The following is a 21,873-nucleotide window of genomic DNA, read 5'->3' on the forward strand; positions in this document are numbered from 1 at the left end:
CTCGATTCGTTGTCTGCACATTTCTGAGAAGCGCACCTGTTTAACTTTCTCGGCACGAGCACTGAATCCGACGAGCGGTAGCAATACCTGTAATTTCTGACAGTAGGCAGGACGCTTCCAGCGTCGTTAAATCAATCACAGCAAGGACCCATAGATTCCTTGGTCATTTGCCCATTTCCTGCTTGGTTTGATGCGAGGGAGTTCGTTCAATGACACGCTCTGAACACAGGAATGATGAGCTGCTTGAGGTGCCAAGCGTACCTGCCATCCTCAAGGACGAAGAGGGAAAGGAGAGTCTCGACGGGCTGCTGCCGCGTGCCGCTTTGGCAGATGACCTGACGGTTATCGTTCCTGACTGGAGCACTCCTTTTACTGATCCCATCCCTTACATCGTAATTGTCAGTTGGGTACTGGCAGGCGGTCTGTTCACCGAGGTCTTTCGTCAGGAGTTCGATTCCCCCGGAGAGAAGACGCTTATCGTCCCGCGAGACAAGCTGGATCCCGGCACTTATTCCCTGTCGTACAGAGTCAACTACGGTGGCAACCCGTTGGACTCGGCGATTAAGCGAGTCACCGTCGATAGATCGCCGCCGAACGATAATCAGGAACCCGATCGTCTGATCATGCTGGATGTCACAGGCGATATCACTGATGACTACCTCTCCCGGTATGGCGAAGTCCGGTTCCAGGTACCGCTGTATGTCGACGTCAAAGCCAGGGATCGTGCGATCTATTACTGGACAGACAACCCGGATCCACCGGATTCGGAAACCGAAATTCGTGAGCAAGCGTTCAGCCAGCAAGACATCGACCAGAAGCGTCTGATCATCACGATGTATGAGGCAGATATTCGTGGACGTGGTCCCGGGCAACGCTACGTTTACTATCGGCTCCGTGACTGGGCGGGAAATCGCGGGCCGCGCTCAACGCTTTTGGCGGTTTTTGTCAATTTGAATCCGGCTCCGGGCATTCTCAAACCGCCGAGAGTGCCGTTGTCAGCCCGCGGCTTGATTGACCGTCAACATGCGCGTGAAGGCGCGGTGAATCAGCGGGCTGTCACTGTCGAAATTGATACGTATGAGAACCCGGATCCTTCCGACGGGGTCCTGATCCAGTGGAACGGGCATGATCTGGCCGCGCTTGACGTCGATCCTGGCAAGTTTCCGCAAGTCGCTACCGTGCCATGGCTGACCTTGATGGCAGATGGGCCAGGGCCATTGGACGTTCGAGTGAGCTACCGCATTCTGCGTGGCGGCACACCGACCTTGCCATCTGCCGAAACGCGAGTGCTGGTGAATCTGACAGTCGCCGGGCAGGATCATGCCAACGCCCCGGCCTTGTTGAATACCACATTGGCCCGGCTGGAAGTTTACGGTGCCATATCGAAACAACGGAACAAGCTGTTAACCGTAGATTACGGCGAGGCGGCCGAAGCACATCTGGCCCTTTATGACACTCCGGTGCCAGGTGAAAAGCTCTTCCTCTATTGGGGCGCAATTGGCACACCAGTCGCCGAGTACGAGGTTGAATCCGGTGACGTCGCCGGTAAGCCGATCAGGTTCCTCATTCCTTGGGAGGCAATCGAACAGGACAAAGTAAATCCCTCGCTGCTGACGTGGTACACCACCAGTAATGGTGTGAATCTGCAGCAGGCTGATGTGACGGCCGTTGAAGTGGCGATCATCGTGATCGAGAACATGCCGGAACCGACGTTTCCCCACGCCAACCGTGATGGAGCACTTCACTGCTGCGCCAAACCCAGGTTGTGGGAAGGTGTCTGGGTACATATCAACGGCAATGCTTTCTTTGATGAAGACGATATCGTCGAATTGTCCTGGCAGGGGTGTTTTGGTCCGAATGGGACCAGTCCGATTGACGGAATCTACGACACATTCGAGACAAAACTCACTGCCAGTCAGGCTCGTGAAGGTTTTGATGTGCATGTCAGTGATTACGAGCGTCTGATTTCGCCAATGGTAAACAATGGCTCGGCGCTGTGTAGTTATCACCTGAGAAAAGCCAACGGTGGCATCGGCAATTCAAAACCCGAGTTTGTCATCATCAATCGAACGTTGCCGAGTGGTGAAGTGTGTGGTCCTGATAACGATCTTTGTGAAGAGTAAGTTGTAGAAGTGCTGGCGCTGTATTGGTCGAAGTTGGTTTCAGGTTCTATTTAAATTCTGTTTAACCCATGCAGTCATTGTGTAAAAACTCTGGCAAAGCGGCTGTTTGCCCTGTGTCAGTCAATCAAGTTGCTGAGAGGATGATAAAAGATGACAAGTTTTCACTCGTTGACACCGGCGCAGAATCGCGAACGTTTTTTTGGTGTTCGTTTTCGCAGTCCGAAAGCTGCAGCCCTACCACCGACACTTCATCCGGATAATCCGTTGCTGGATGATGAAACGGATGATAGTCCCAACCAACTGCATTCAAGCTTTCAAGGGTTTCCTCTGAAGGTACAAATCCCGCGATTTGCTGAGGCGGATGATCCAAACGGTGTTCAAGGATTTCTTGAACTAATGTGGGACGGCACCAATATACGTTCTACTCGAGTACCTTTCACTACCCCCGTTGATGCAAGTACTACCGAATTTGATCTTGTTTTGCCTGAAGGCTATACATCGGCCCCGGGGCCTCATGAGCTGAGTTATGTGTTGAACTTCGGTGGTAATCCGTCTGATGTAACACCCCTTGAAATCAATATTGATACAACAGCACCGATAGCTTTCGGCAAGGCGACTGTTCCCCCCGAAGTGGAAAGAGATGGTATTACAAAAAAATACCTCGATGATAACGGTTTTGTATTGATCACCATTCCGAACTATGGGAGTAAAAAGCTCGGTGACTTTGTTGAGTGCTATTTTGGCTCTAGTTTGCCAACCCCGACGCTGGTCGGCGAGTTGACCATAACGGACCCCACAGCTGCGATCACGTTTGAATTGACTCCCGCGCTGGTCGGTACCGAGGAAGGTTTAAGATCGGTTTTTTATTACCTCAGCGACCGCAAGGGGAACCGCAATACACCACAATATTACACCGAGCTTAATGTCACTCTGACCGACCCACCCGAAGGGCTTCTGGAACCCAGCATTCCGCTCTTTGATGACGACGCAGCTCCAAAACTGGTGGATCTGGCTGATGCTCAGGCGCCACTGGGGGTCGGTATTCTGGCTGAGTACACAAACTACCTGGAGGGTATCGATCAGCTGGAAGTGACATATGACGGTATCGTGCAACCTGCGCAGACAATCAATACTTTTCCCTTCTATGTGAACATTCCTTACCGGGATGTATTCAACGGCGACCTGGATGAAAAAACGGTAGCCGTCAGTTATCGGATCAAACGCCATACCTTGCGCTACCCATTGGGAACACCGGCGCCTGCAAAAGATGTCGATGTCGATCTGCGCCGGCCTGGAGACGGTGACGGTGGAGAAAACCCGGATCCCAATCTGGCTCTGGTAACTGTGCAAGGTACGGGTGGTAATGGCCAGAACATTCTGACGGCTGCCGACTCGGTTGGTAATGTCGGTGTAACTGTAGCTGTTTTTGCTGGTGTCAAAGATGGAGACATCATGACGCTGATATGGAAAGGCGTCGAGGTCACGCAGGCGCAAGGTGGCGTTATAGAACTGAACGGTACGGAAACCGGGAATTTGACGTTCGATGTTCTTTGGGAAGTTGTGGACGCGGGCGGCAACGGTAACCCGCTGCCAGTCACCTATAAAATTACCAACCCTGATATCAATGATAATGAGGTCCGCTCACTGCCCCGAGATGTCGATGTGAATATTCGGCCCGGTGTTGTTCCTGAAATCAAATTTCAGCATCTTGATCCGGACTTCACAGACTGGTTCAACTGTGGCTCCCTGCGATCAGATCCGGTACTGGTCAAATGTGCAGAAGTGCTGATTTCTCCTGGTGAACCGCAGTTGGCCGATCAGACACTGGAATTTATCTATCAGGGTTATACCGATTCGGCAGGTACTAATAAAAAACCTGGTACTGAAGAAAAGGTCACATATACGCCATCGTTACAGGAAGCGAATGCCGGGTTTATCGTGAAAATTCCCTATCAGAAAATTTTGGCAACGGAGAGTGCGTGGGGCGATATAACTTACACGGCAATGATTGACGGACGCCCGGTGCAAGCTCAGCGACACCTTGTCAGGGTGCACATGAAAAAGGGTGATGGATCAGTGTGTGATATCTGATATTCGAAGTCTGGGAGGCATTAAATGCCTCCCTTTTTCTTATAAGGATTACCAGGCGCTAGGACTTTTCTAATGTGTATTGAGGACTTTTCCTACATTTTCAGGGAGTAGGTAACGTTAATGTACGCCCGCTAACGCTACGGAGCTGCTTTGGCCTGTAATTATTTTGAGGTGAATCAATCATGAACATGTTGGATGTATCACACGTTCGCGTTTTTCCAACAGGCAGGTTCGGAGTATCGCTCTGCCTACCGGCCGTTTTTTTTTTCGCAGGTTTTGCACATTCGGCAACTATCGTCGATAACACCACGCTGGATATCGATTCATCGGCTGCGTCTACCGACTATCTGGTGCGCAACAATGGCGTATTGAACGCGTCCGGCGCCAATACCCGATCGATCACGGCGCAGTCCGGATCGTTGTTAAACCTCAATGGCGCCACCATCGTCGGTAACAACGGTGGTGATGGGGTAACAGTGACCAGCAGTCAGGCAACCATTGATCAAACGACCGTGACCAGTGATGAAATCGGGCTGGCGGTCAACCGTTCCAGTGTCGCGGCTGGCGGATCCAAGGTGACGGTCTCCAATAGCCAGGTCAGTGGACAACTGATTGGGTCACAGGTCACAGGGCTGAGTTCCCTGTCATTGAGCAATACGCAAATCATGGGCGCGGCCAGCGATGGCATAGGTGTAAATATCCTTGGTGGCGAGGTGAGTGCTTCCGCGCGCACGACCATCACCGGTCAAGCGACAGGTGTGCGGATGGTCAATGACGCTGCCAACGTGGGCGGTCCTACCTTGTCGCTGGATAACTCGACGGTGCAAGGTGTCAGCGGTTCTGCGATTCTGGTGGATCGCGGGACTCAGGCCACGATAGTCGTCTCCAACGGTTCCAGCGTTCTCGCTGGCAACGGCAGATTACTGGATGTTCAAGGCTCATCCACCGCCAGCATGACCGTTGCCGACAGCACGCTGAATGGCAACATCAGCGTGGCGGATAACAGCACGGCCAATCTCGTTTTCGACCAAGGGAGAATAACCGGGGACGTGCTGGTCGATGGCAGCTCTACCGCTACTGTCACGCTGGACAACCTCTCACAATTCACCGGGCGCCTCGACAATGTCGACAGCGTGAACGTCAACAGCAACTCCAACTGGACACTCACCGGCAACGATTCGATCGGTGCACTGGGCATGAACGGTGGCACCGTCACCTTTGGCGCCCAGGGCGCTCCCGGTATGTATTACACGCTCAATGTCGGCTCACTTTCCGGCAATGGGACCTTTGCAATGAAGGGCGATTTCGCCAGCGGTGAGCATGATTTTCTCAATGTCATCGGTGCTTCGGCGGGGGACTTTGCGCTGGCGGTTGCGGCCTCTGGCCTGGACGCCGCTTCACCGCAGGCGTTGACGCTGGTGCGTACCGGCACCCTCGACGGTGCGAATTTTGCCTTGGCCGGCGATCAACGGGTTGATGTCGGCACATGGTCTTACAGCCTGGCCAGTCGGGAAATCGAGGGGGGAGCGAAGGAGTGGTTTCTCGACCCGACCACCGAAGTCATCAGCCCCGGCGCGCGCTCGGTACTGGCCTTGTTCAACACAGCTCCGACCGTGTGGTACGGCGAGTTGAGTTCGTTGCGCAGCCGCATGGGCGAATTGCGTTTCAACGGTGGCCAGGCCGGCGGCTGGATCCGCACCTACGGCAACAAGTACAACGTTGCCGATGGCTCGGGCGTGGGCTATCAGCAGACGCAACAGGGTTTGTCCCTTGGCGCCGACGCTCGACTGGGCGAAAGCCAGGTGCTGGTCGGGGTGCTCGCCGGCACGAGTGAGTCCGATCTGGATCTGAATCGCGGTACTTCGGGTACGGTGAAAAGTTACTACGTCGGGCCTTATCTCACCTGGCTCGACAGTGATACCGGTTACTACTTTGACGGCGTGCTCAAGTTCAACCGCTTTCGCAACGAGTCGAAGGTCAACCTGAGCGACGGCAGCCGCACCAAAGGTGATTACGACAACTGGGGGGTAGGCGGTTCTGCCGAGTTCGGTCGGCATATCAAACTGGCCAACGACTACTTCGTCGAACCGTTCGCGCAACTGTCGGCGGTGCAGATCCAGGGCAAACACTACACGCTGGACAACGACATGGACGCCGACGGTGATCGTATGCGCTCACTGCTCGGCAAGGCCGGGGCCACGGTCGGACGCAACTTCGGTTTCGGGAACGGCGCAGTCGCCCAGCCTTATGTGCGTGCGGCGGTTGCTCATGAGTTCGCTTCCAACAACGAAGTGAAGGTCAACAACAACGTGTTCAACAATGACTTGTCCGGCTCCCGGGCCGAGTTTGGGGCGGGGGTGGCTGTGGCGATGTCCGAGCGGTGGCAGGTGCATGCTGATCTGGACTATGCCAAAGGGGAGCATATTGAGCAGCCTTACGGGGTGAATCTGGGGTTACGGTATTTTTGGTAAAGAGCCATCGGGATGACCCCAAGTGAAGGCGTCCCACGATTTGCGGGGCGTTTTTCATCCCTAAGGGTCAATGCAAACTCCCAAGGCAGATCCGTAGTACTGGACGTGCCCTTCTGCGCCATTGACCAGGTTTTTTAACCAGTACCGAGCTGGCCAGCCACCTGCGGAGTCAGCGGACCAGTACCAATAGTCACCCATCGGCCAACGACCACCCCAAGCGTTATGGATTTCCCGCAACTCACCCATTGATGGCAATCGCTTTCCTCGGGCTGCTGCCCTGTCTCTGATCGTGTTCCAGCTTCCACCGTCCAGCCCCCAAACGAATTTCACTCCTGTGACATGAACGTTGTAACTCTTTGATTGGCTTGCGTTGTCGATGACAGTGATCGTTGAGAGCCCATTACCTCTGACAGTCACCAACCCTGAACCGTCTACCGCGGCGACGTTGTTGTTACTCGACGTGTAACGATAGGGAGGAACTCCGCCGCTTGCCGTGTGCTGTACATATGTGCCAGGACCGAAGTTTGGATATGCAGCCCAGTTAGGTATGAGGTAACACCTGCCACTCAATGTCACGCTGCCCGTGTTGAAATTCAACGGCGGAATCGGTGAGATCACAGTGAAGGTCCGCGTATTTGAATCCTGCCCGGTACTCAACGCTTTTACTCTCAGCGAATGCCCGCCCAAACCCACCGACAAGGTAGTGTTCCAGGCGCTGCCCACGGCAGTCACCGTGTGCCTTGGGCTGTTGTTGTCGTAAATCTGGACCTGACGATTCGGTGTGACTGTACCGCGCAGGGTCACCGTGGCGCTTTTGGTTTGCCCGCCATTGCCTATTTCACTGATGCCGTCATGCACAGACGTCAGCGTCGGCGCGATGTGGGCGGCGACGTTGAAGTTTCTCGCCGGGCTCTCTACCGGAACCGCGTCATACATGGCCTTGGCCGTCAGACTGTGGGAGCGGATGGCCAGACCGGTGACAGACGTTGTCCATTGTTTATCGGCATTGACGCTGACCGGCGTACCGACGGGGGCGCCATTGTCGTACAGCTGAATCTGCTCGCGCGGGGTGGCTTCACCTTTGACGGTCACTGCAGTCTCATAGGTCGTTTCATTCGGTCCCACCGTACCGACCGAGTCGGTGACCGCGGTAATCGTCGGTGAAACAAAGGCTGCAACTGTAAAGACCCGGGGAGGGCTGGACTCCGGGTTACTGCCGTAATCGCCTCGCGCGGTCAGGCGGTAAGTGGTCAGGTTCAGGCTGCTGAAAACATGTTGCCAATCGCCGCTGCCGTTGACATCCACCGTTTCGACGTTCGCACCGGCATTGAGCAGAATGATCTTTTCGTTTGGACTGGCCTTACCCGTGAGGTTGACGGTCCGGTAGTAGGTCGTGCCATTGGCGGCGACTTCACCGCGCAGGTCATTCACGCGAGAGATCGTCGGCGTGACCGCTTGCGCCACGACGAAATCCCGCGGCGGACTGGTCGCAGAGTCAATCTCGTACAACGCCTCGGCAGTGAGGCTGTAGGAGCGAACTTTCAGATCGTTGATGCGGTGGTTCCAGTCACCTTTATCGTCGACATCAAGGGTAATGAGCGACTGTTTGTTTTCCAGCAATTTGATCTGCAGGTTTGGCGTCGCGCTGCCTGCCACCAGCACACTGTTGTCATAGGTGGTTGCCCCTTGGGCGACGTCCCCCCGTGAATCGCTGACCGCAAGAATTTCCGGGGTCTGGGCGAATTTCACGGTGAATGTTCGCGGCTCGCTGGACACCGGGTCGGCGCCATAAAGAGCCTTGGCGCTGATGCGGTAAGACTTCTCGGTCAATGGGCCGATCTCGCGGCTCCAGGTGCTGTCGGCGCCCACTAGCGCCGTACCCATCGATGTCGTCGTTCCATCGAACAGCTCGACCGTTTCGCCGCGCGTGGCCGTGCCGGTGACGGTGACTTTTTCGTCGCGGGTTTTGCCGTCCTCTGCCACCGGGCCCCGTGAATCCGTCACTTGCACCGGCTCGACCATCCCCGGAATCAGCAGGGGACGCAGCACCGTCAGTGGATTGTTGCCTTCCGTCAGGGGAGGGAAGCGGAAACGCTTGTGAGAAGGCATCAGGCAAGTCCTCTTGAAGAGCATTCAGGCGCTTTTTGATGACGACCGGTGCAGTTCTCACTCAGTGGGAATCAGTGGGAATTAGCGGGGATTAGCGGGGATTAGCGGGGATTCCGGCTTGAGGTAGTTGACGAACACAGGAAGGCACTCCGGTCGGGTGATGGAGTGATTTGAACCTGTATTGATGGGTTAGCGCACCTGTCAGATCTGACAGGTATGCAAAGCTTTCAGATGAACGGTTTCGACGGGACGCTGTTTTTAGCCAGGCATTTACCGACGACTCAAGGTTTGTACAGCGTTTTCTGCCGCAAAATGTAAACCGTCACCAACACCGCGCTGGTCAACATGAACCCCCGCGCCCACGGCAGTGGCACCAGATAGCACGAAAACAGAATACTCGCCCACATCAGCCCGATCGCGTAGACCTTGCCCTTGAGCGGAATGCCGTTGCCATCGAGGTAATCGCGGATCCATGGCCCGAGTCGTGGATGCTCGACCAGCCATTGATAGAAACGCGCAGAGCTGCGCGCGAAACAGGCCGCGGCGAGCAGAAGGAAAGGGGTGGTGGGCAGGACGGGCAGGAAAATCCCGATCACCCCCAATGCCACGCTGAGCCAGCCGACGGCCAGCAGGAAGTAGCGCAACATCAGGGGGCGGTTGCCTATGGGATTGTCCATAGGCCGGATCTTAGTGGTGACGTGGCTTGAGGATCGCCGGTTTTTCGTCGGGCGCCTGGCACAGCAGGTACAGCGCGGTCAGGGCTTCCGGAATTTGCACGATCATGTCGTCCATCAGGTTGGCGTCCTTGGCGATGTCTTCGAATTCTGGCTGTTCGTCGAACAGGCCCGAACCGACCATGATCGGCAGCAACATTTCGCTGACTTCTTCTTCGGCGGTTTCAAACCAGGCCGCTTCACGCAGGAACACGCCTTCCATGAAACCGATGCACCAGCCGCGCAGTTCGGAATCGTCCGGCTCTTCGCCCAGATCCAGTTCGCATGGCAATTCGAATTCTTCATCCGAAGCCAGTTGACGGGCGATGTGGGCTTTGAGACCGATCAGGGTGGCTTCGATCTCTTCGCGCTGGGCGTCGCTGCTGTAATGCGGCTCTTCAGCGAACAGGGCGTCGATCCACTCACGCTCCGGTACGTCTTCGGCGCAGATAGACAGCGCGGTCAGGTAGCCGTGAGCGGCCACGTAATCCAGCGCCTCGTCATGCAGCTCGTCGGCGTCGAGGAAGACTTGCAGGCGGGTCAGTTGCTCAGCGAAGGACATTACGGGGCTACCTTGGGGAATAAACAATGCGGGAATTCTAGGCTTTCTTGCGCGCTCAAGCCAGCCGCATGGCAGATTTGACCTGCCATACCCTGCATACACCCTGTGGGAGCTGCCGAAGGCTGCGATCTTTTGATCTTGTCTTTATTAAAAGCAAATCAAAAGATCGCAGCCTTCGGCAGCACCTACACAGGTATCAGCGATTGTATCGACGGGTGTCGCCCTGTGCAGGGAAGGGCTCGGGTATACTGCCGCGTTTTGCGATCCCTGCCGCATTGCGGCTGTCATGCAATGCGCTCTTACGTTTTGTTTAAGCAGCCGTGGCTGTTCTGAACCAGCCTGAGCAGGGATGTATCGGTAGATTTTTGGAGTTTTTATGCTCGAACAGGCTCAGCGCGTCCTCAAGGACATCTTCGGCTACGACAGTTTCCGTGGCCGTCAGGGTGCAATCATTGAGCGCGTGGCCAGTGGCGGTGATGCGCTGGTACTGATGCCTACCGGTGGCGGCAAGTCGCTGTGCTTCCAGGTGCCGGCGCTGCTGCGCGAGGGCCTGGCGGTGGTGGTATCGCCGCTGATCGCACTGATGGACGATCAGGTTGCCACCCTCGAAGAGCTGGGCGTGGCCGCCGCTGCCTTGAACTCGACACTGAGCGCCGAACAGCAGCGCGACCTCGCCGCGCGAATCAAACGTGGCGAAGTGAAGATGCTCTACCTGGCGCCAGAGCGTCTGGTACAGCCGCGCATGCTCTCATTCCTGCAGAGCCTGAACATCGCGTTGTTCGCCATCGATGAAGCGCACTGCGTGTCGCAGTGGGGCCACGACTTCCGTCCGGAATACCTGCAACTGGGCCAATTGGCCGAGATGTTCCCTGACGTACCGCGCATCGCCCTGACGGCCACTGCCGACAAGCGTACCCGCGAAGAAATCGTCACCCGCCTGCACCTGCAAAATGCCGAGCGCTTCCTGTCGAGCTTCGACCGCCCGAACATTTTTTACCGCATCGTCCCCAAAGAGCAGCCGCGCAAGCAGTTGCTGGCGTTCCTCGCCGAGCGGCGCAGCGATGCCGGCATCGTCTATTGCCTGTCGCGCAAGAAAGTCGAGGAAGTCGCGGCGTTCCTGAGCGAGCAGGGCTTCCCGGCGCTGCCGTATCACGCCGGTTTGCCCAATGAGCTACGTGCCTTCAACCAGAAGCGCTTCCTCAATGAGGAAGGCCTGATCATGGTTGCCACCGTGGCGTTCGGCATGGGCATCGACAAGCCCAACGTACGTTTTGTCGCGCACCTCGATCTGCCGAAATCCCTTGAAGCGTATTACCAGGAAACCGGTCGCGGCGGCCGTGACGGCCTGCCGGCGGATGCTTGGATGGCCTACGGTCTGCAAGACGTGGTGATGCTCAAGCAGATGCTGCAAAACTCCGAAGGCGACGAGCGGCACAAGCGTCTCGAGCAACACAAGCTCGACGCGATGCTGTCGCTGTGTGAAGAAACCCGCTGCCGTCGCCAGACCCTGCTGGCGTACTTTGATGAAGACATGCCCGAGCCTTGCGGGCATTGCGACAACTGCGTCGATGGCGTGCAGACCTGGGATGCCACCGAGCCCGCACGTCAGGCATTGTCGGCGATTTTCCGCACAGGCCAGCGTTATGGCGTCGGTCATCTGGTCGACGTGCTGCTGGGCAAGGACAACGAAAAAGTCCGCAGTTTTGGCCATCAGCATCTGTCGGTGTACGGCGTCGGCAAGGCACTGAGCGAGAGCGAGTGGCGCTCGCTGTTCCGCCAATTGGTCGCGCGCGGTCTGGCAGACGTCGATCACGAAGGTTATGGCGGTCTGCGTCTGAATGACAGTTGCCGGCCATTGCTCAAGGGTGAAGTCACGCTGGAGTTGCGCCGCGATCTCAAGCCGCAGGTCACCGCCAAAACCGCCAGCAAGAGCCCGGCCAGCCAACTGGTGCGCGGCGAAGAGCGCGAACAGTGGGAAGCCCTGCGCGCGCTGCGGCGCAAACTGGCCGAAGAACATGGCGTGCCACCGTACGTCATCTTCCCCGATTCGACGTTGCTGGAAATGCTCCGCAGGCAACCGACTTCGCTGGCGGAAATGGCCCGGGTCAGCGGGGTCGGCGCGCGCAAGCTGGAACGCTATGGCGATGCCTTCCTAGAAGTGCTCGGCGGCGAGGTCGAGGCGCCGAAAGCGGTGGCCGACGTGCGCCACGAACTGATCACCCTGGCACGCGCCGGCATGACCCCGATGCAAATCGCCGGTCAGTTGCAGTGCTCGGAGAAGAACGTCTACACCATGCTCGCCGAGGCGATCGGCAAGCAGCAGTTGTCGCTGGAACAGGCGCTGGATTTGCCTGAAGAATTGATGGGCGAAGTGCAGGACGCGTTCCTTGATGGAGAAGGCGAACTGCCGTCGGTCGCCGAGGTGGCCGAGCTGTTTGCCGGGCGTGTGCCGGAAGGCGTGCTGTATTGCGTGCGGGCTGCGCTGCAATCGGAATTCGAAATGTAATTTGGCCGTCCCCCTCATCGGAACGCCGCCCGCCCAGCCCTCTCCCAAAGGGAGAGGGGGCCGACCGAGGCGTCTTGCGCCATACATCGACCTGAATGACCGAGTCGATTATGGATTCAGCGCCGATCTGCCACGTCGGCGTAATTCCCAAATATCCCCCATTCAGTCCCCTCTCCCTCTGGGAGAGGGCTTGGGTGAGGGGCTTCAAGATGTAACGATTCAGTACAGACCGCCACTTGCCTATAACTGCAGCTCATGCTTAGCTGGCTAATAATTAGAAATTCTTTATTTTCAGTCTAACCGTGAGTGTTTTATGCCGTTAACCGATCAACACCGCTTTGGCATGCAACTGGCCCAGATGTCCCGTGGCTGGCGTGCCGAACTGGATCGACGCCTCGCCGGGCTGGGGTTGTCCCAGGCGCGCTGGCTGGTGCTGCTGCATCTGGCGCGTTTTGAAGAAGCACCGACCCAGCGGGAGCTGGCGCAGAGTGTCGGCGTCGAAGGGCCGACCCTCGCGCGCTTGCTCGATAGTCTGGAGAGCCAGGGCCTGGTGCAACGCCAGTCTGTAATGGAAGACCGCCGGGCGAAAAAAATCGTCCTCTGCGCACCGGCCCTGCCGCTGATCGAGCAAATCGAAACCATTGCCACACAGTTGCGTCATGAGTTGTTCGAAGGCGTCGACGAGGCGGATTTGAAGGTGTGCATGCGGGTTCACGGGCACATTCTGGCCAACCTGGAAAAATCTTGAGGCACATCCACGTGCCGTATCTTTGAGAGATCGCGCTGCGCCGACTATAAGAACTACTGGGCAATATCGTGTTCGTACCGGATGTGCGAACGCATAGAAGTCGGTTTTGCTTATTTAAGGGATGCTCATGCTCGCAAGTCGGCACGTGGTACTGCGCGGCGGCGCCAAATGGCTGCTGGTCGCTGGTGTATTGAGTTATTCGGCCTGGTCGATGGCCTTGGGGCTGGGTGATATCACCGTCCATTCAGGCCTCAATCAGCCGCTCAAGGCCGACATTGCCTTGGTCGATGTCGGCGGGCTGACGCCAAACGATTTGGCCGCGCGCCTGGCCACGGCGGATGAATTCGCCGAGGCCGGGGTCGAGCGGGTGTTCTTCCTCAACGACCTCAAGTTCATCCCGATCCTGCATGGCAATCGCCAGATGATCCGGGTGACGTCCAGCAAACCGGTCAACGAACCCTTTCTGAATTTCCTCGTGCAGCTCGATCAACCCAACGGCCGGTTGCTGCGTGAGTACACCGTGTTGATCGATCCACCGGGTTCGCCGGGTATCGTGCCGGCCACCGATGAGCCGGATTTACGTGCGCAATCCTCCGCGTTTCCCACTGTCGAGCCTGTCGTGGCAGCGCCACAGGCACCTCAAGCCAAGCGCGATACCGTGCCAGCACCCACGCCTGCCAGCGATGCACTGGCCGAGCAGTTGGCCGCCAATGTGTTGCTGAATCAGCAACTGCAGAAGACCGTCGACGAATTGAACGCAAAACTGCAGACACAGGATGTGCAGATTGCCGACGGCAAGAAGCAGATCAGTGACTTGCAAACACGTCTGGTCGAGTTGCAGAAATCGCCGCCCCCGACTGTGGTGACCCCGGCACCTGCTCCTGCGCCAGTCGTTGCACCGGTCGAATCCAGCGATGACAGTTTGAACTGGTCATTGCTCGGCGGCCTGTTGCTGTTGCTGGGCGCATTGGCCGGGTTGTTTGTGCACCGTCGGCGGCAACAACAGCGGCAGGTTGCCGAGCCGCTGCCACTGTTGCCGCAAGGCAATGAGCCGGAGGCGGCGGAGGCCGAGAACACCGAGTCGGTCAGAGTTCACACATCAGACCAACACCGCGAAGAACCCGCCGCTGGTGATGTGCTGGAGGCGGTGGGGATCTATCTGGCTTATGGCCGATTGGGCGAAGCCGCCGGGCTGTTGCGCGACGCCTTGCACAAGGAGCCTGCGCGCACTGATATCGGTTTGCAGTTGCTAGAAGTGCTGGGACGTCAGGGTGACAGCGCCGCGTATGAACAACAGGAAAGTCATTTGCATGAGCTGGGTGTGGATGCCCGGACGTTGCAGGATGTTCGCGCGCGGCACCCGAAACTGGTGGGTGCAGCACCGTTGGCCGTGGTACCGCCGATTGTTGCAGCGGCCCCGATTGCCGCTGCCCAACCGGCGCCTGAAGATGATTTCGAACTGAATCTGGGCGAGCTGTCGATGGATTCCAGTTGGGATCTGGAAGACAGTCGCCCGGCCACCGCTGAACCTGCAGCAGACACCTCGGCGCTCGGCTCCGGTCTGCAGGTTCTGCCTCAGGACTTTGAATTGCCCGAGCCCAGCGAAGAGGCCGAACTCGAGTGGATCCCTGAATCGGAAGCCGGGCCGCTGGATGAGGATTTTCTCAATGAGTTTGCTGATGCCGAGCCGTCACTGGCGTTGCAACCTTTGGATTTGCAGGAGCCGGAACTGGTACACGACACCAGCTCCGGCAAACTCGAACAGGCGCAGACGTGCATTGATGACGGTGACATCGACAGTGCGATTGCGTTGCTCAATGAATTGCTCAAAGAGGGCGATGAACCTTTGAAGCAAACGGCGCGGACGTTGCTGGCGGGAATTCGCTGAAGCCTCCGATCCGATTTGCGGTTGAGCTGATACCGCCTTCTCGAGCAGGCTCACTCCTGCATTGGAATGCGTTCCCCTGTGGGAGCGAGCCTGCTCGCGAAGGCGGATTGTCAGGCGACCTGATCAGAAGGTCTGCCCAAGGTTCAGATAAACCGCCTGCTCATTCGCATCATTTAACCCATAACTGAAATTCAACGGCCCCAGCGGCGTGTCAAAACCGATGAACACGCTGGCCGCGTTGATATAGCCGCTGTCGAACTCATTGTCGTTGTTCCACGCCCGTCCACGCTCCAGCGAGGCGCCGGCATACAGCGGGAAGTCCAGTGGCAGATACGAGCGCGGCGTCAGCCGGCGATAGTACACCGCGCGCATCAGGCTGACGTTCTGCCCGGAAATCGCGTCTTCTCTGAACCCCGACAACTGCCGCGCACCGCCAAGCAGGAAGCTTGACGTGACCACGTTGGCATCGTCCAGCGTACGCCCGTAACGACCACCGAGAATCAGCGTATCCGGGCCACGGCTCATGGCTTTGTCGAGTTTGAATTCCCACTGTCGGTAGCGCGTATCCGAACCCAGGCCCGGTTCGAACTGCATCAGCGTCAGACTGACGTCCTTGCCTTCATGAGGGAAGTAGACGTTATCCAGCGAATCGTAGGAATACTTCAGCGCGTAGAAGCCTTCGTTGAAGTTTTCACTCGGCAGATCCTGATCGCCAATCCGCACATCGGCCTTGCCCCAAGCCTCGCCGACACCGAAACGCACTTCGCCGTTGTTGCCGATCTGTCGGCCGAAGTTGAGGCCGAAACCGTAGCGCTCGACGCGATACTGCGCGATCGGATCGTTGTCGAGCACCGCTTCAACGTTCTGCGCCTCGAACGAGGCGTACGGTGCGACGAAGTAACGCGAGCCGACGTCCAGCGGTTGATAGAACTCGGTGTACAGCTCTTGTTTGTCGCCAATCTGCGCGCGGGTCAGCCATTCCGCGCCGAGGCGGTTGATACCGTTGATGCGATAGCTGGCGCCGAGATTGAAGGCGCTGTCGCCGCGCATGTCGTCCGACAGATTGAGGCCGACCCGCAAGTAATCGGTGCCGCTGCGCTTGCCCCGAGCGCTGATCACCAGTGTGTGATCCTCGCCCTTGTGCACCACGCGGTACTGCACTTGTTCGAAGTAGTCGAGGCCGTACAAAGTGCCCATGTCCGAGTGCAATCGGGCCAGATCCAGCGGCTCGCCAATGTGCTGGCGTATGTAGTAGCGGATCACATCGTCGTCTACTTTCGAGTCGTTCTCGACGCGGATGCCCGTGATGATTGGTGTGCGTTGACCCGGCGAACGTGCGGCGTTGAGTTCGGCGTCCTGGGATTCTTTGGGTTTGAGGACGGCGAGGCGCGCATCGAGGATTCGCGTGGCGCGATAACCGGCATCGATCATCTCCTGAGCCTTGCCGAAATCAGTGACACCGAACGCTGCCAGCGCGGGCTGGATCAGCACATCGGAGGATTTCAGCGCGGCCAGTTGTTCTTCGGAGTTACTGCGGGTCATCAGGGTGATCGACTGGTTCAACACATCGACCACGGTGGTCAGTTGCTTGCGGTTGCGCAGCGGTGTACCGATGTCGACGACGATGGCCACGTCAACGCCCATTTCCCGCGCGACATCCAGCGGGATGTTGTCGGTCATGCCGCCGTCCACCAGCAGCCGGCCGTCGAGTTCGACCGGGGCGAACACCGCCGGGATCGACATGCTGGCGCGGATCACCTGGGGCAGATGACCTTTGCGGAACACCACTTTTTCGCCGTTGGAGATGTCGGTGGCGACAGCGCGGAACGGAATCGGCAGTTTGTCGAAATTCCGGGTGTCGCTGGTGTGGGCCAACAGGCTTTCCAGCAGCAACGAGAGGTTTTGGCCCTGAATCACACCCAGTGGCAAGCCAAGGCTGCCGTCGTCACGAAAGCTGAGTTTCTGTTTGACCAGAAAGTCGCGGTCATCCTGTTTACGCCGAAACGGCACATCTTCGCGCGGCGGCGCGTCGGACAGCGCGGCTTGCCAGTCGATGTTCAGCGCGAGTTTTTCCAGCTCATCGATCTTGTAACCCGAGGCGTACAGCCCGCCAACCACCGCGCCCATGCTGGTGCCGGCGATCGCATCGATCTTGATGCCTTGCTCCTCCAGCGCCTTAAGCACGCCGATGTGCGCCAGCCCGCGCGCCGCGCCGCCGGACAGCACGAGGCCGACTTTCGGTCGCGTCGCGTCACTGGCATCGACGCCGGCGTGAGCGAACAAAGGGAGGAAACCAAGCAGCAGGCAGAACAGCAGACGGCGCATTGTGAGTCTCGGGGCAAGCGATAAAGCCGGCTATTATAGCGGCGCCCTCTGTCTCAGGAGTTTCAGCGAACATGACTGTCGCAAAAGCAGAAGTTGTCATCACCTATTGCACCCAATGCCAGTGGCTGCTGCGCGCCGCGTGGCTGGCGCAGGAACTGCTCAGCACCTTTGCTGACGACCTCGGCAAAGTGTCCCTGGTGCCCGGCACCGGCGGGGTGTTTCACATCAGCTGCGCCGGCGTGCAGATCTGGGAACGCAAGGCTGACGGCGGTTTTCCCGAGGCTAAAATCTTGAAGCAGCGGGTTCGCGATCAGATCGATCCTGACCGCGACCTCGGTCACAACGACCGCACTCAGTGAGACGCGGCCTCGGCGGCGACAGCTTTCTTGTCGGCATGGCCTGACATCCGCGCCGAAACCACAATGGCGACAATGATCAGCGCGCCGCCGAGCAACATCTTCGGCGTCGGGTTTTCATTGAACAGCAACCAGGCGACGGTGATGCCGTAGACCGGCTCCATGGCAAACACCACCGCCGCCGTGCGCGCCTTGATCACCGCCAGACTGGCCACAAACAGGCTGTGTGCGACGCCGGTACAGAACACCCCGAGCAGCGCAATCCACAGCCAGTCGAGTGCGCGCACTTCGCTCAGTTGCGGTGCTGCAACTGGTAGTAGACACAGCGCGACCACGACGTTTTGGCACAGCGCCGCTTGCACCGCCGGAATCCGCCCGGAGCTGGCGCGGTTGGTCAGCGACAGCAGGGAAAACAGCAGCCCCGAAAGCACCGACCAGAGCAAGCCAATGGTCGCGCCGCTGCCGAGATCGAAGGCCGGGGTCACCAGAATCAGGCCGATGCTGACCAACACCACCAGCAGTATTTCATTGGCGCGGATGCGTTCGCGAAAGATCAGTCCTTCGAGAATCACCGTGAAGGCCGGGAAACTGGCAAAACCCAACGTCGCGATGGCGACACCGGCGATCTTCACAGACAGGAAGAAACTCACCCAGTGCCCGGCCAGCAACACGCCGCTGAGGGCCAGACGCCGCCAATCCACGGCCTGAAGTTTCTGCCAGCCGCTCTGGCTGGCGAAGCGGGCGAAGAACGCCAAGGCGACAACGGCGAAAGCCGCGCGACCGAACACGATCACAGCGGGGGAGGCGGCAGCGAGTTTGCCGAACACACCCGTCAGGCCAAACATCAAAGCACCGATATGCAGAGCGCCGAGGGCGGTACGCGGAGTCATTGCAATCCTTCTATCTCAAACACAATCTCAACTATTGATTGTTCCCACGCAGCAGCGTGGGAATGATCATTTACTGTAGGAGCTGCCGAAGGCTGCGATCTTTTGATCTTGCTTTTGATCGTTCCCACGCTCTGCGTGGTAACGCCTCTAGGGACGCTCTGCGTCCAGTGACGCGGAGCGTCACGGGCTGCATTCCCACGCGGAGCGTGGGAACGATCAAAGATCGCAGCCTTCGGCAGCTCCTACATTTAAGCGTGTAGAGCTCAGTAAGTCTGTCGGCAGGCTATCGTCTTTTGTCGCAGGAATCGCGCCGAAGCTGGCCGGGTGATGCACCGAACTCACGTAGGACAGCAGCCGAGAAAGCACTTTGCGAGCTGTAGCCGACGCGACTGGCAACTTCGCCGATCGGCAGGGCTGTGTCGCGGAGCATTTGCACGGCCAGATGCAGGCGCCGACTGCGGATGTAATCCATCGGCGTCTGCCCGCATTCGGCCATGAAACGCGCATGCAGACGCGCGCTGGACAATCCTGCCACCCGTGCCAGATCGGCGACTTGCAGCGGATACGCGGCGTATTGCTCGATGTGCGCATCCAGCGCGGCATAGGGCAGGCGGCGAATGGCGTGTTCCGCAGGTTGCGCGTGATTCAGGCTGGCCAGCAGCAACACCGCGCCTTGCTGGGCAATCAATGGATCGCTGACCGGACTGTTTGCCAGCCAGCTGACCAACTGACTTTGCCCCGAATCCAGCGACAAGCGCGCCGGTTGATCGAGCAGACGATGGCTGGCGTCGGCATGCTCGCCCAGTGAATCCGTCAGCCATTGGCCGTCCGGGATATCCAGTACCAGACAGCGGCTACCATTGGGACTGCCGCAGGCATGATGAGCGCCGGAAGGGATAACTACAAAACTCTGCTGACGCACCTGACTGCCACAACCCTCGACCTCGAAATCCAGCGCACCGGACAGCCCGAACACCAATTGCGCGTGGTCGTGGCTGTGGACGATCAAATCGTGGGTGTACTGACGCAGGGTGAGGATCGGTCGCATGGCAGGTTGTCTCCGAAGTGGTCGCCAGTCTACACCGGCGCACACCGGATGCGTTGTCACAGGACTGACTCACGCTTGTCATGGTCGATTAACCGGGCAGGCGCAAAGTGGCGAAAACATCGCAGAGGGTTGCCCATGACCAGCGCCGAGCTCGCCAGACCCAGTCGCAAACAACGCGTGCGCACCCTGTGGATCTCCGACGTGCACTTGGGCACGCGGGATTGCCAGGCCGAGCACTTGTCGCAATTTCTCAAGGGCTACCATGCCGACAAGATTTATTTGGTCGGCGACATCATTGACGGCTGGAAACTGCGCGGCGGCATGTACTGGCCGCAAGCGCATACCAACGTGATCCGGCGTTTGCTGACCATGAGCAAGCGCGGCACCGAGGTGATCTACGTCACCGGCAACCACGACGAATTCCTGCGTCGGTATTCGAAGCTGATACTGGGCAATATCCAGTTGGTTGACGAGGCGGTGCATGTCACCGCAGACGGGCGGCATCTATTGGTGATTCACGGCGATCAGTTCGATGTGATCACCCGTTATCACCGCTGGCTGGCCTTCCTCGGCGACTCGGCCTACGAATTCACCCTTACCCTCAATCGCTGGCTCAACCATTGGCGTGCGCGCTATGGCTACGGTTACTGGTCGCTGTCGGCGTACCTGAAACACAAGGTGAAAACCGCGGTGAGTTTCATCAGCGACTTTGAAGAAGCCATCGCCCATGAATGCGTGAAGCGCGAGTTGCATGGCGTGGTGTGCGGGCACATTCACCACGCCGAGATCCGCAAGGTGGGGGAGGTGGATTACCTCAATTGCGGCGATTGGGTGGAGTCGTGCACGGCGCTGATCGAGCATTGGGACGGCACGATCGAGCTGTATCGGCTGGCGGACGCGCAGGCGCGCGAGGCGGAGCTGAAAGCGGCCAAAGTCGCCGAACTCGCCTGAAAAGCAAAGATCGCAGCCTTCGGCAGCTCCTGCATGTGACCTGTGCAGGAGCTGCCGAAGGCTGCGATCTTTTGATCTTAGGCCGTGGTGTGTTCTTCCATTGCCGCCTTGTAAATCGAGTTCTTCGGCTGCGCAAACAACCGTTCCATCATCGGCTCAAAGAAGCTCAACGGCAGCGTGTCATAGTCAGGATCAAACGCCGCCGCATCGTATTTGGCACAGAACTCGGCAGTCGCTTGATACTGCGGATGACCGGCGAACTGCTCGCGCAGATGCCGATCCATGCCCAGATGATGAAAGAAGTAGTAACCCTGAAATACCCCATGCTTCTCGACCATCCACAAATTTTCGGCACTGACGAACGGCTTGAGGATCGCTGCGGCAATGTCTGGATGGTTGTAGGAACCCAAGGTGTCGCCGATGTCATGCAACAACGCGCAAACCACATACTCCTCGTCGCGCCCGTCACGAAAGGCGCGGGTGGCGGTTTGCAGTGAGTGAGTCAGACGATCCACCGGGAAACCACCGAAGTCGCCTTCGAGCAGTTTCAGGTGAGTCAGGATTCGCGAAGGCAGTCGCTTGGCGTAGGCACTGAAGTCGGCGGCGATGATCGCCCAGTCTTCCTGCGTACCGTCCTTCATATGAGTGAAGCGGGCATTGGCATTCATTGGCTGACCCTCATTCAGAACGCCACGCGACCCAGAATCATGTCGCGGTACATGACGAAGTCGCCGAACAGGCTGTACAGCGGATGCTGGAAAGTCGCCGGCCGGTTCTTTTCAAAGAAGAAGTGCCCGACCCAGGCGAAGCTGTAACCGGCCAGCGGCACCGCCAATAGCAGAAGCCACGCGCCCTTGGCGATGGTCATCGCCAGAATGAAAATCACTAGCGTGGTGCCGATGAAATGCAGGCGCCGGCAGGTGCTGTTGCTGTGTTCGCTGAGGTAGTACGGATAGAACTCAGCGAAGCTGTTGAAATGCTTGATGTTTTCCACGACCGCGTTCTCTGTGGTTATTGTTCTGGCGACGAGTTGTTCTGCGGGTAGCTTATTTGAGTCTAGAGTGATCATTGGCGTGGGCCAGTGACAATCGG

General features: G+C 57.9%; 16 protein-coding genes. 8 read left to right on the forward strand and 8 right to left on the reverse strand.

What is annotated here, in order from left to right; translation table 11 throughout:
- The first annotated feature begins 209 nt into the window (after positions 1–209).
- From AC3IUF_RS07805 to AC3IUF_RS07815, 3 genes are all read left to right on the forward strand, one after another.
- Complete coding sequence (locus AC3IUF_RS07805) at positions 210–2,123, forward strand: hypothetical protein (protein WP_489280839.1); 1,914 nt, start codon at positions 210–212, stop codon at positions 2,121–2,123.
- A gap of 150 nt (positions 2,124–2,273) precedes the next feature.
- The gene (locus AC3IUF_RS07810; RefSeq protein WP_489280840.1) at positions 2,274–4,214 is read left to right on the forward strand and encodes a hypothetical protein; all 1,941 of its coding nucleotides are present in this window, start codon (positions 2,274–2,276) and stop codon (positions 4,212–4,214) included.
- Positions 4,215–4,396: 182 nt separating this feature from the next.
- Positions 4,397–6,685 (forward strand): autotransporter outer membrane beta-barrel domain-containing protein, encoded by a 2,289-nt coding sequence (locus tag AC3IUF_RS07815; RefSeq protein WP_414916099.1) that lies wholly within the window; start codon positions 4,397–4,399, stop codon positions 6,683–6,685.
- 60 nt (positions 6,686–6,745) lie between these two features.
- On the opposite strand, the gene AC3IUF_RS07820 is transcribed toward AC3IUF_RS07815, so the two are convergent.
- From AC3IUF_RS07820 to AC3IUF_RS07830, 3 genes are all read right to left on the reverse strand, one after another.
- Entirely contained in the window at positions 6,746–8,794 is a 2,049-nt protein-coding gene (locus AC3IUF_RS07820; protein ID WP_489280841.1) for an immunoglobulin-like domain-containing protein, read from the reverse strand.
- A gap of 281 nt (positions 8,795–9,075) precedes the next feature.
- Positions 9,076–9,471: a YbaN family protein gene (locus AC3IUF_RS07825; RefSeq protein WP_123376282.1), complete on the reverse strand. Its 396-nt coding sequence runs from the start codon at positions 9,469–9,471 to the stop codon at positions 9,076–9,078.
- 10 nt (positions 9,472–9,481) lie between these two features.
- The gene (locus tag AC3IUF_RS07830) at positions 9,482–10,069 is read right to left on the reverse strand and encodes a UPF0149 family protein (protein ID WP_007919726.1); all 588 of its coding nucleotides are present in this window, start codon (positions 10,067–10,069) and stop codon (positions 9,482–9,484) included.
- A 376-nt stretch (positions 10,070–10,445) separates the two neighbouring features.
- On the opposite strand from AC3IUF_RS07830, the gene recQ reads away from it, so the two are divergent.
- From recQ to AC3IUF_RS07845, 3 genes are all read left to right on the forward strand, one after another.
- Positions 10,446–12,575, forward strand: coding sequence for a DNA helicase RecQ (gene recQ / locus AC3IUF_RS07835; protein ID WP_489280842.1), 2,130 nt, complete (start codon positions 10,446–10,448; stop codon positions 12,573–12,575).
- 313 nt (positions 12,576–12,888) lie between these two features.
- Positions 12,889–13,323 carry a MarR family transcriptional regulator gene (locus AC3IUF_RS07840; RefSeq protein WP_007919713.1) on the forward strand — a complete coding sequence of 145 codons (435 nt, stop codon included), beginning with the start codon at positions 12,889–12,891 and terminating at the stop codon, positions 13,321–13,323.
- A 127-nt stretch (positions 13,324–13,450) separates the two neighbouring features.
- On the forward strand, positions 13,451–15,211 hold the full coding sequence (locus AC3IUF_RS07845) for a motility hub landmark protein FimV (RefSeq protein ID WP_489280843.1): 1,761 nt from the start codon (positions 13,451–13,453) through the stop codon (positions 15,209–15,211).
- Positions 15,212–15,334: 123 nt separating this feature from the next.
- Here the strand turns inward: AC3IUF_RS07845 and AC3IUF_RS07850 are convergent, their stop codons facing one another.
- Complete coding sequence (locus AC3IUF_RS07850) at positions 15,335–17,536, reverse strand: patatin-like phospholipase family protein (RefSeq protein ID WP_007919709.1); 2,202 nt, start codon at positions 17,534–17,536, stop codon at positions 15,335–15,337.
- Positions 17,537–17,607: 71 nt separating this feature from the next.
- Between AC3IUF_RS07850 and AC3IUF_RS07855 the strand changes: the two genes are divergently transcribed.
- Entirely contained in the window at positions 17,608–17,895 is a 288-nt protein-coding gene (locus tag AC3IUF_RS07855) for an Rdx family protein (RefSeq protein ID WP_095114447.1), read from the forward strand.
- Here AC3IUF_RS07855 and AC3IUF_RS07860 read toward each other — a convergent pair.
- A complete protein-coding gene (locus tag AC3IUF_RS07860; protein ID WP_007919705.1) occupies positions 17,889–18,782 on the reverse strand; it encodes a DMT family transporter in 894 nt (297 codons plus the stop codon). The genes AC3IUF_RS07855 and AC3IUF_RS07860 overlap by 7 nt on opposite strands.
- Before the next feature lie 283 nt (positions 18,783–19,065).
- Positions 19,066–19,830, reverse strand: a complete 765-nt coding sequence (locus tag AC3IUF_RS07865; RefSeq protein ID WP_123376278.1) for an AraC family transcriptional regulator — start codon at positions 19,828–19,830, stop codon at positions 19,066–19,068.
- A gap of 135 nt (positions 19,831–19,965) precedes the next feature.
- Between AC3IUF_RS07865 and AC3IUF_RS07870 the strand changes: the two genes are divergently transcribed.
- On the forward strand, positions 19,966–20,781 hold the full coding sequence (locus AC3IUF_RS07870) for a UDP-2,3-diacylglucosamine diphosphatase (RefSeq protein WP_007919701.1): 816 nt from the start codon (positions 19,966–19,968) through the stop codon (positions 20,779–20,781).
- 77 nt (positions 20,782–20,858) lie between these two features.
- Here the strand turns inward: AC3IUF_RS07870 and AC3IUF_RS07875 are convergent, their stop codons facing one another.
- Both AC3IUF_RS07875 and AC3IUF_RS07880 read right to left on the reverse strand, forming a co-directional pair.
- Positions 20,859–21,449: an HD domain-containing protein gene (locus AC3IUF_RS07875; RefSeq protein ID WP_095114453.1), complete on the reverse strand. Its 591-nt coding sequence runs from the start codon at positions 21,447–21,449 to the stop codon at positions 20,859–20,861.
- A gap of 14 nt (positions 21,450–21,463) precedes the next feature.
- Positions 21,464–21,775: an Mpo1-like protein gene (locus AC3IUF_RS07880; protein WP_414916104.1), complete on the reverse strand. Its 312-nt coding sequence runs from the start codon at positions 21,773–21,775 to the stop codon at positions 21,464–21,466.
- Positions 21,776–21,873 lie beyond the last annotated feature (98 nt).

Source organism: Pseudomonas sp. KH_040 (assembly GCF_057839305.1).

What these genes read in the sequence shown, in the direction of transcription:
- AC3IUF_RS07825 (WP_123376282.1), bottom strand. Translation starts at nt 9,471, where the DNA reads ATGGACAATCCCATAGGCAACCGCCCCCTGATGTTGCGCTACTTCCTG.
- AC3IUF_RS07845 (WP_489280843.1), top strand. Translation starts at nt 13,451, where the DNA reads ATGCTCGCAAGTCGGCACGTGGTACTGCGCGGCGGCGCCAAATGGCTG.
- AC3IUF_RS07820 (WP_489280841.1), bottom strand. Translation starts at nt 8,794, where the DNA reads ATGCCTTCTCACAAGCGTTTCCGCTTCCCTCCCCTGACGGAAGGCAAC.
- AC3IUF_RS07810 (WP_489280840.1), top strand. Translation starts at nt 2,274, where the DNA reads ATGACAAGTTTTCACTCGTTGACACCGGCGCAGAATCGCGAACGTTTT.
- AC3IUF_RS07870 (WP_007919701.1), top strand. Translation starts at nt 19,966, where the DNA reads ATGACCAGCGCCGAGCTCGCCAGACCCAGTCGCAAACAACGCGTGCGC.
- AC3IUF_RS07865 (WP_123376278.1), bottom strand. Translation starts at nt 19,830, where the DNA reads ATGCGACCGATCCTCACCCTGCGTCAGTACACCCACGATTTGATCGTC.
- AC3IUF_RS07840 (WP_007919713.1), top strand. Translation starts at nt 12,889, where the DNA reads ATGCCGTTAACCGATCAACACCGCTTTGGCATGCAACTGGCCCAGATG.
- AC3IUF_RS07855 (WP_095114447.1), top strand. Translation starts at nt 17,608, where the DNA reads ATGACTGTCGCAAAAGCAGAAGTTGTCATCACCTATTGCACCCAATGC.
- AC3IUF_RS07850 (WP_007919709.1), bottom strand. Translation starts at nt 17,536, where the DNA reads ATGCGCCGTCTGCTGTTCTGCCTGCTGCTTGGTTTCCTCCCTTTGTTC.
- AC3IUF_RS07815 (WP_414916099.1), top strand. Translation starts at nt 4,397, where the DNA reads ATGAACATGTTGGATGTATCACACGTTCGCGTTTTTCCAACAGGCAGG.
- AC3IUF_RS07860 (WP_007919705.1), bottom strand. Translation starts at nt 18,782, where the DNA reads ATGACTCCGCGTACCGCCCTCGGCGCTCTGCATATCGGTGCTTTGATG.
- AC3IUF_RS07830 (WP_007919726.1), bottom strand. Translation starts at nt 10,069, where the DNA reads ATGTCCTTCGCTGAGCAACTGACCCGCCTGCAAGTCTTCCTCGACGCC.
- recQ (WP_489280842.1), top strand. Translation starts at nt 10,446, where the DNA reads ATGCTCGAACAGGCTCAGCGCGTCCTCAAGGACATCTTCGGCTACGAC.
- AC3IUF_RS07875 (WP_095114453.1), bottom strand. Translation starts at nt 21,449, where the DNA reads ATGAATGCCAATGCCCGCTTCACTCATATGAAGGACGGTACGCAGGAA.
- AC3IUF_RS07805 (WP_489280839.1), top strand. Translation starts at nt 210, where the DNA reads ATGACACGCTCTGAACACAGGAATGATGAGCTGCTTGAGGTGCCAAGC.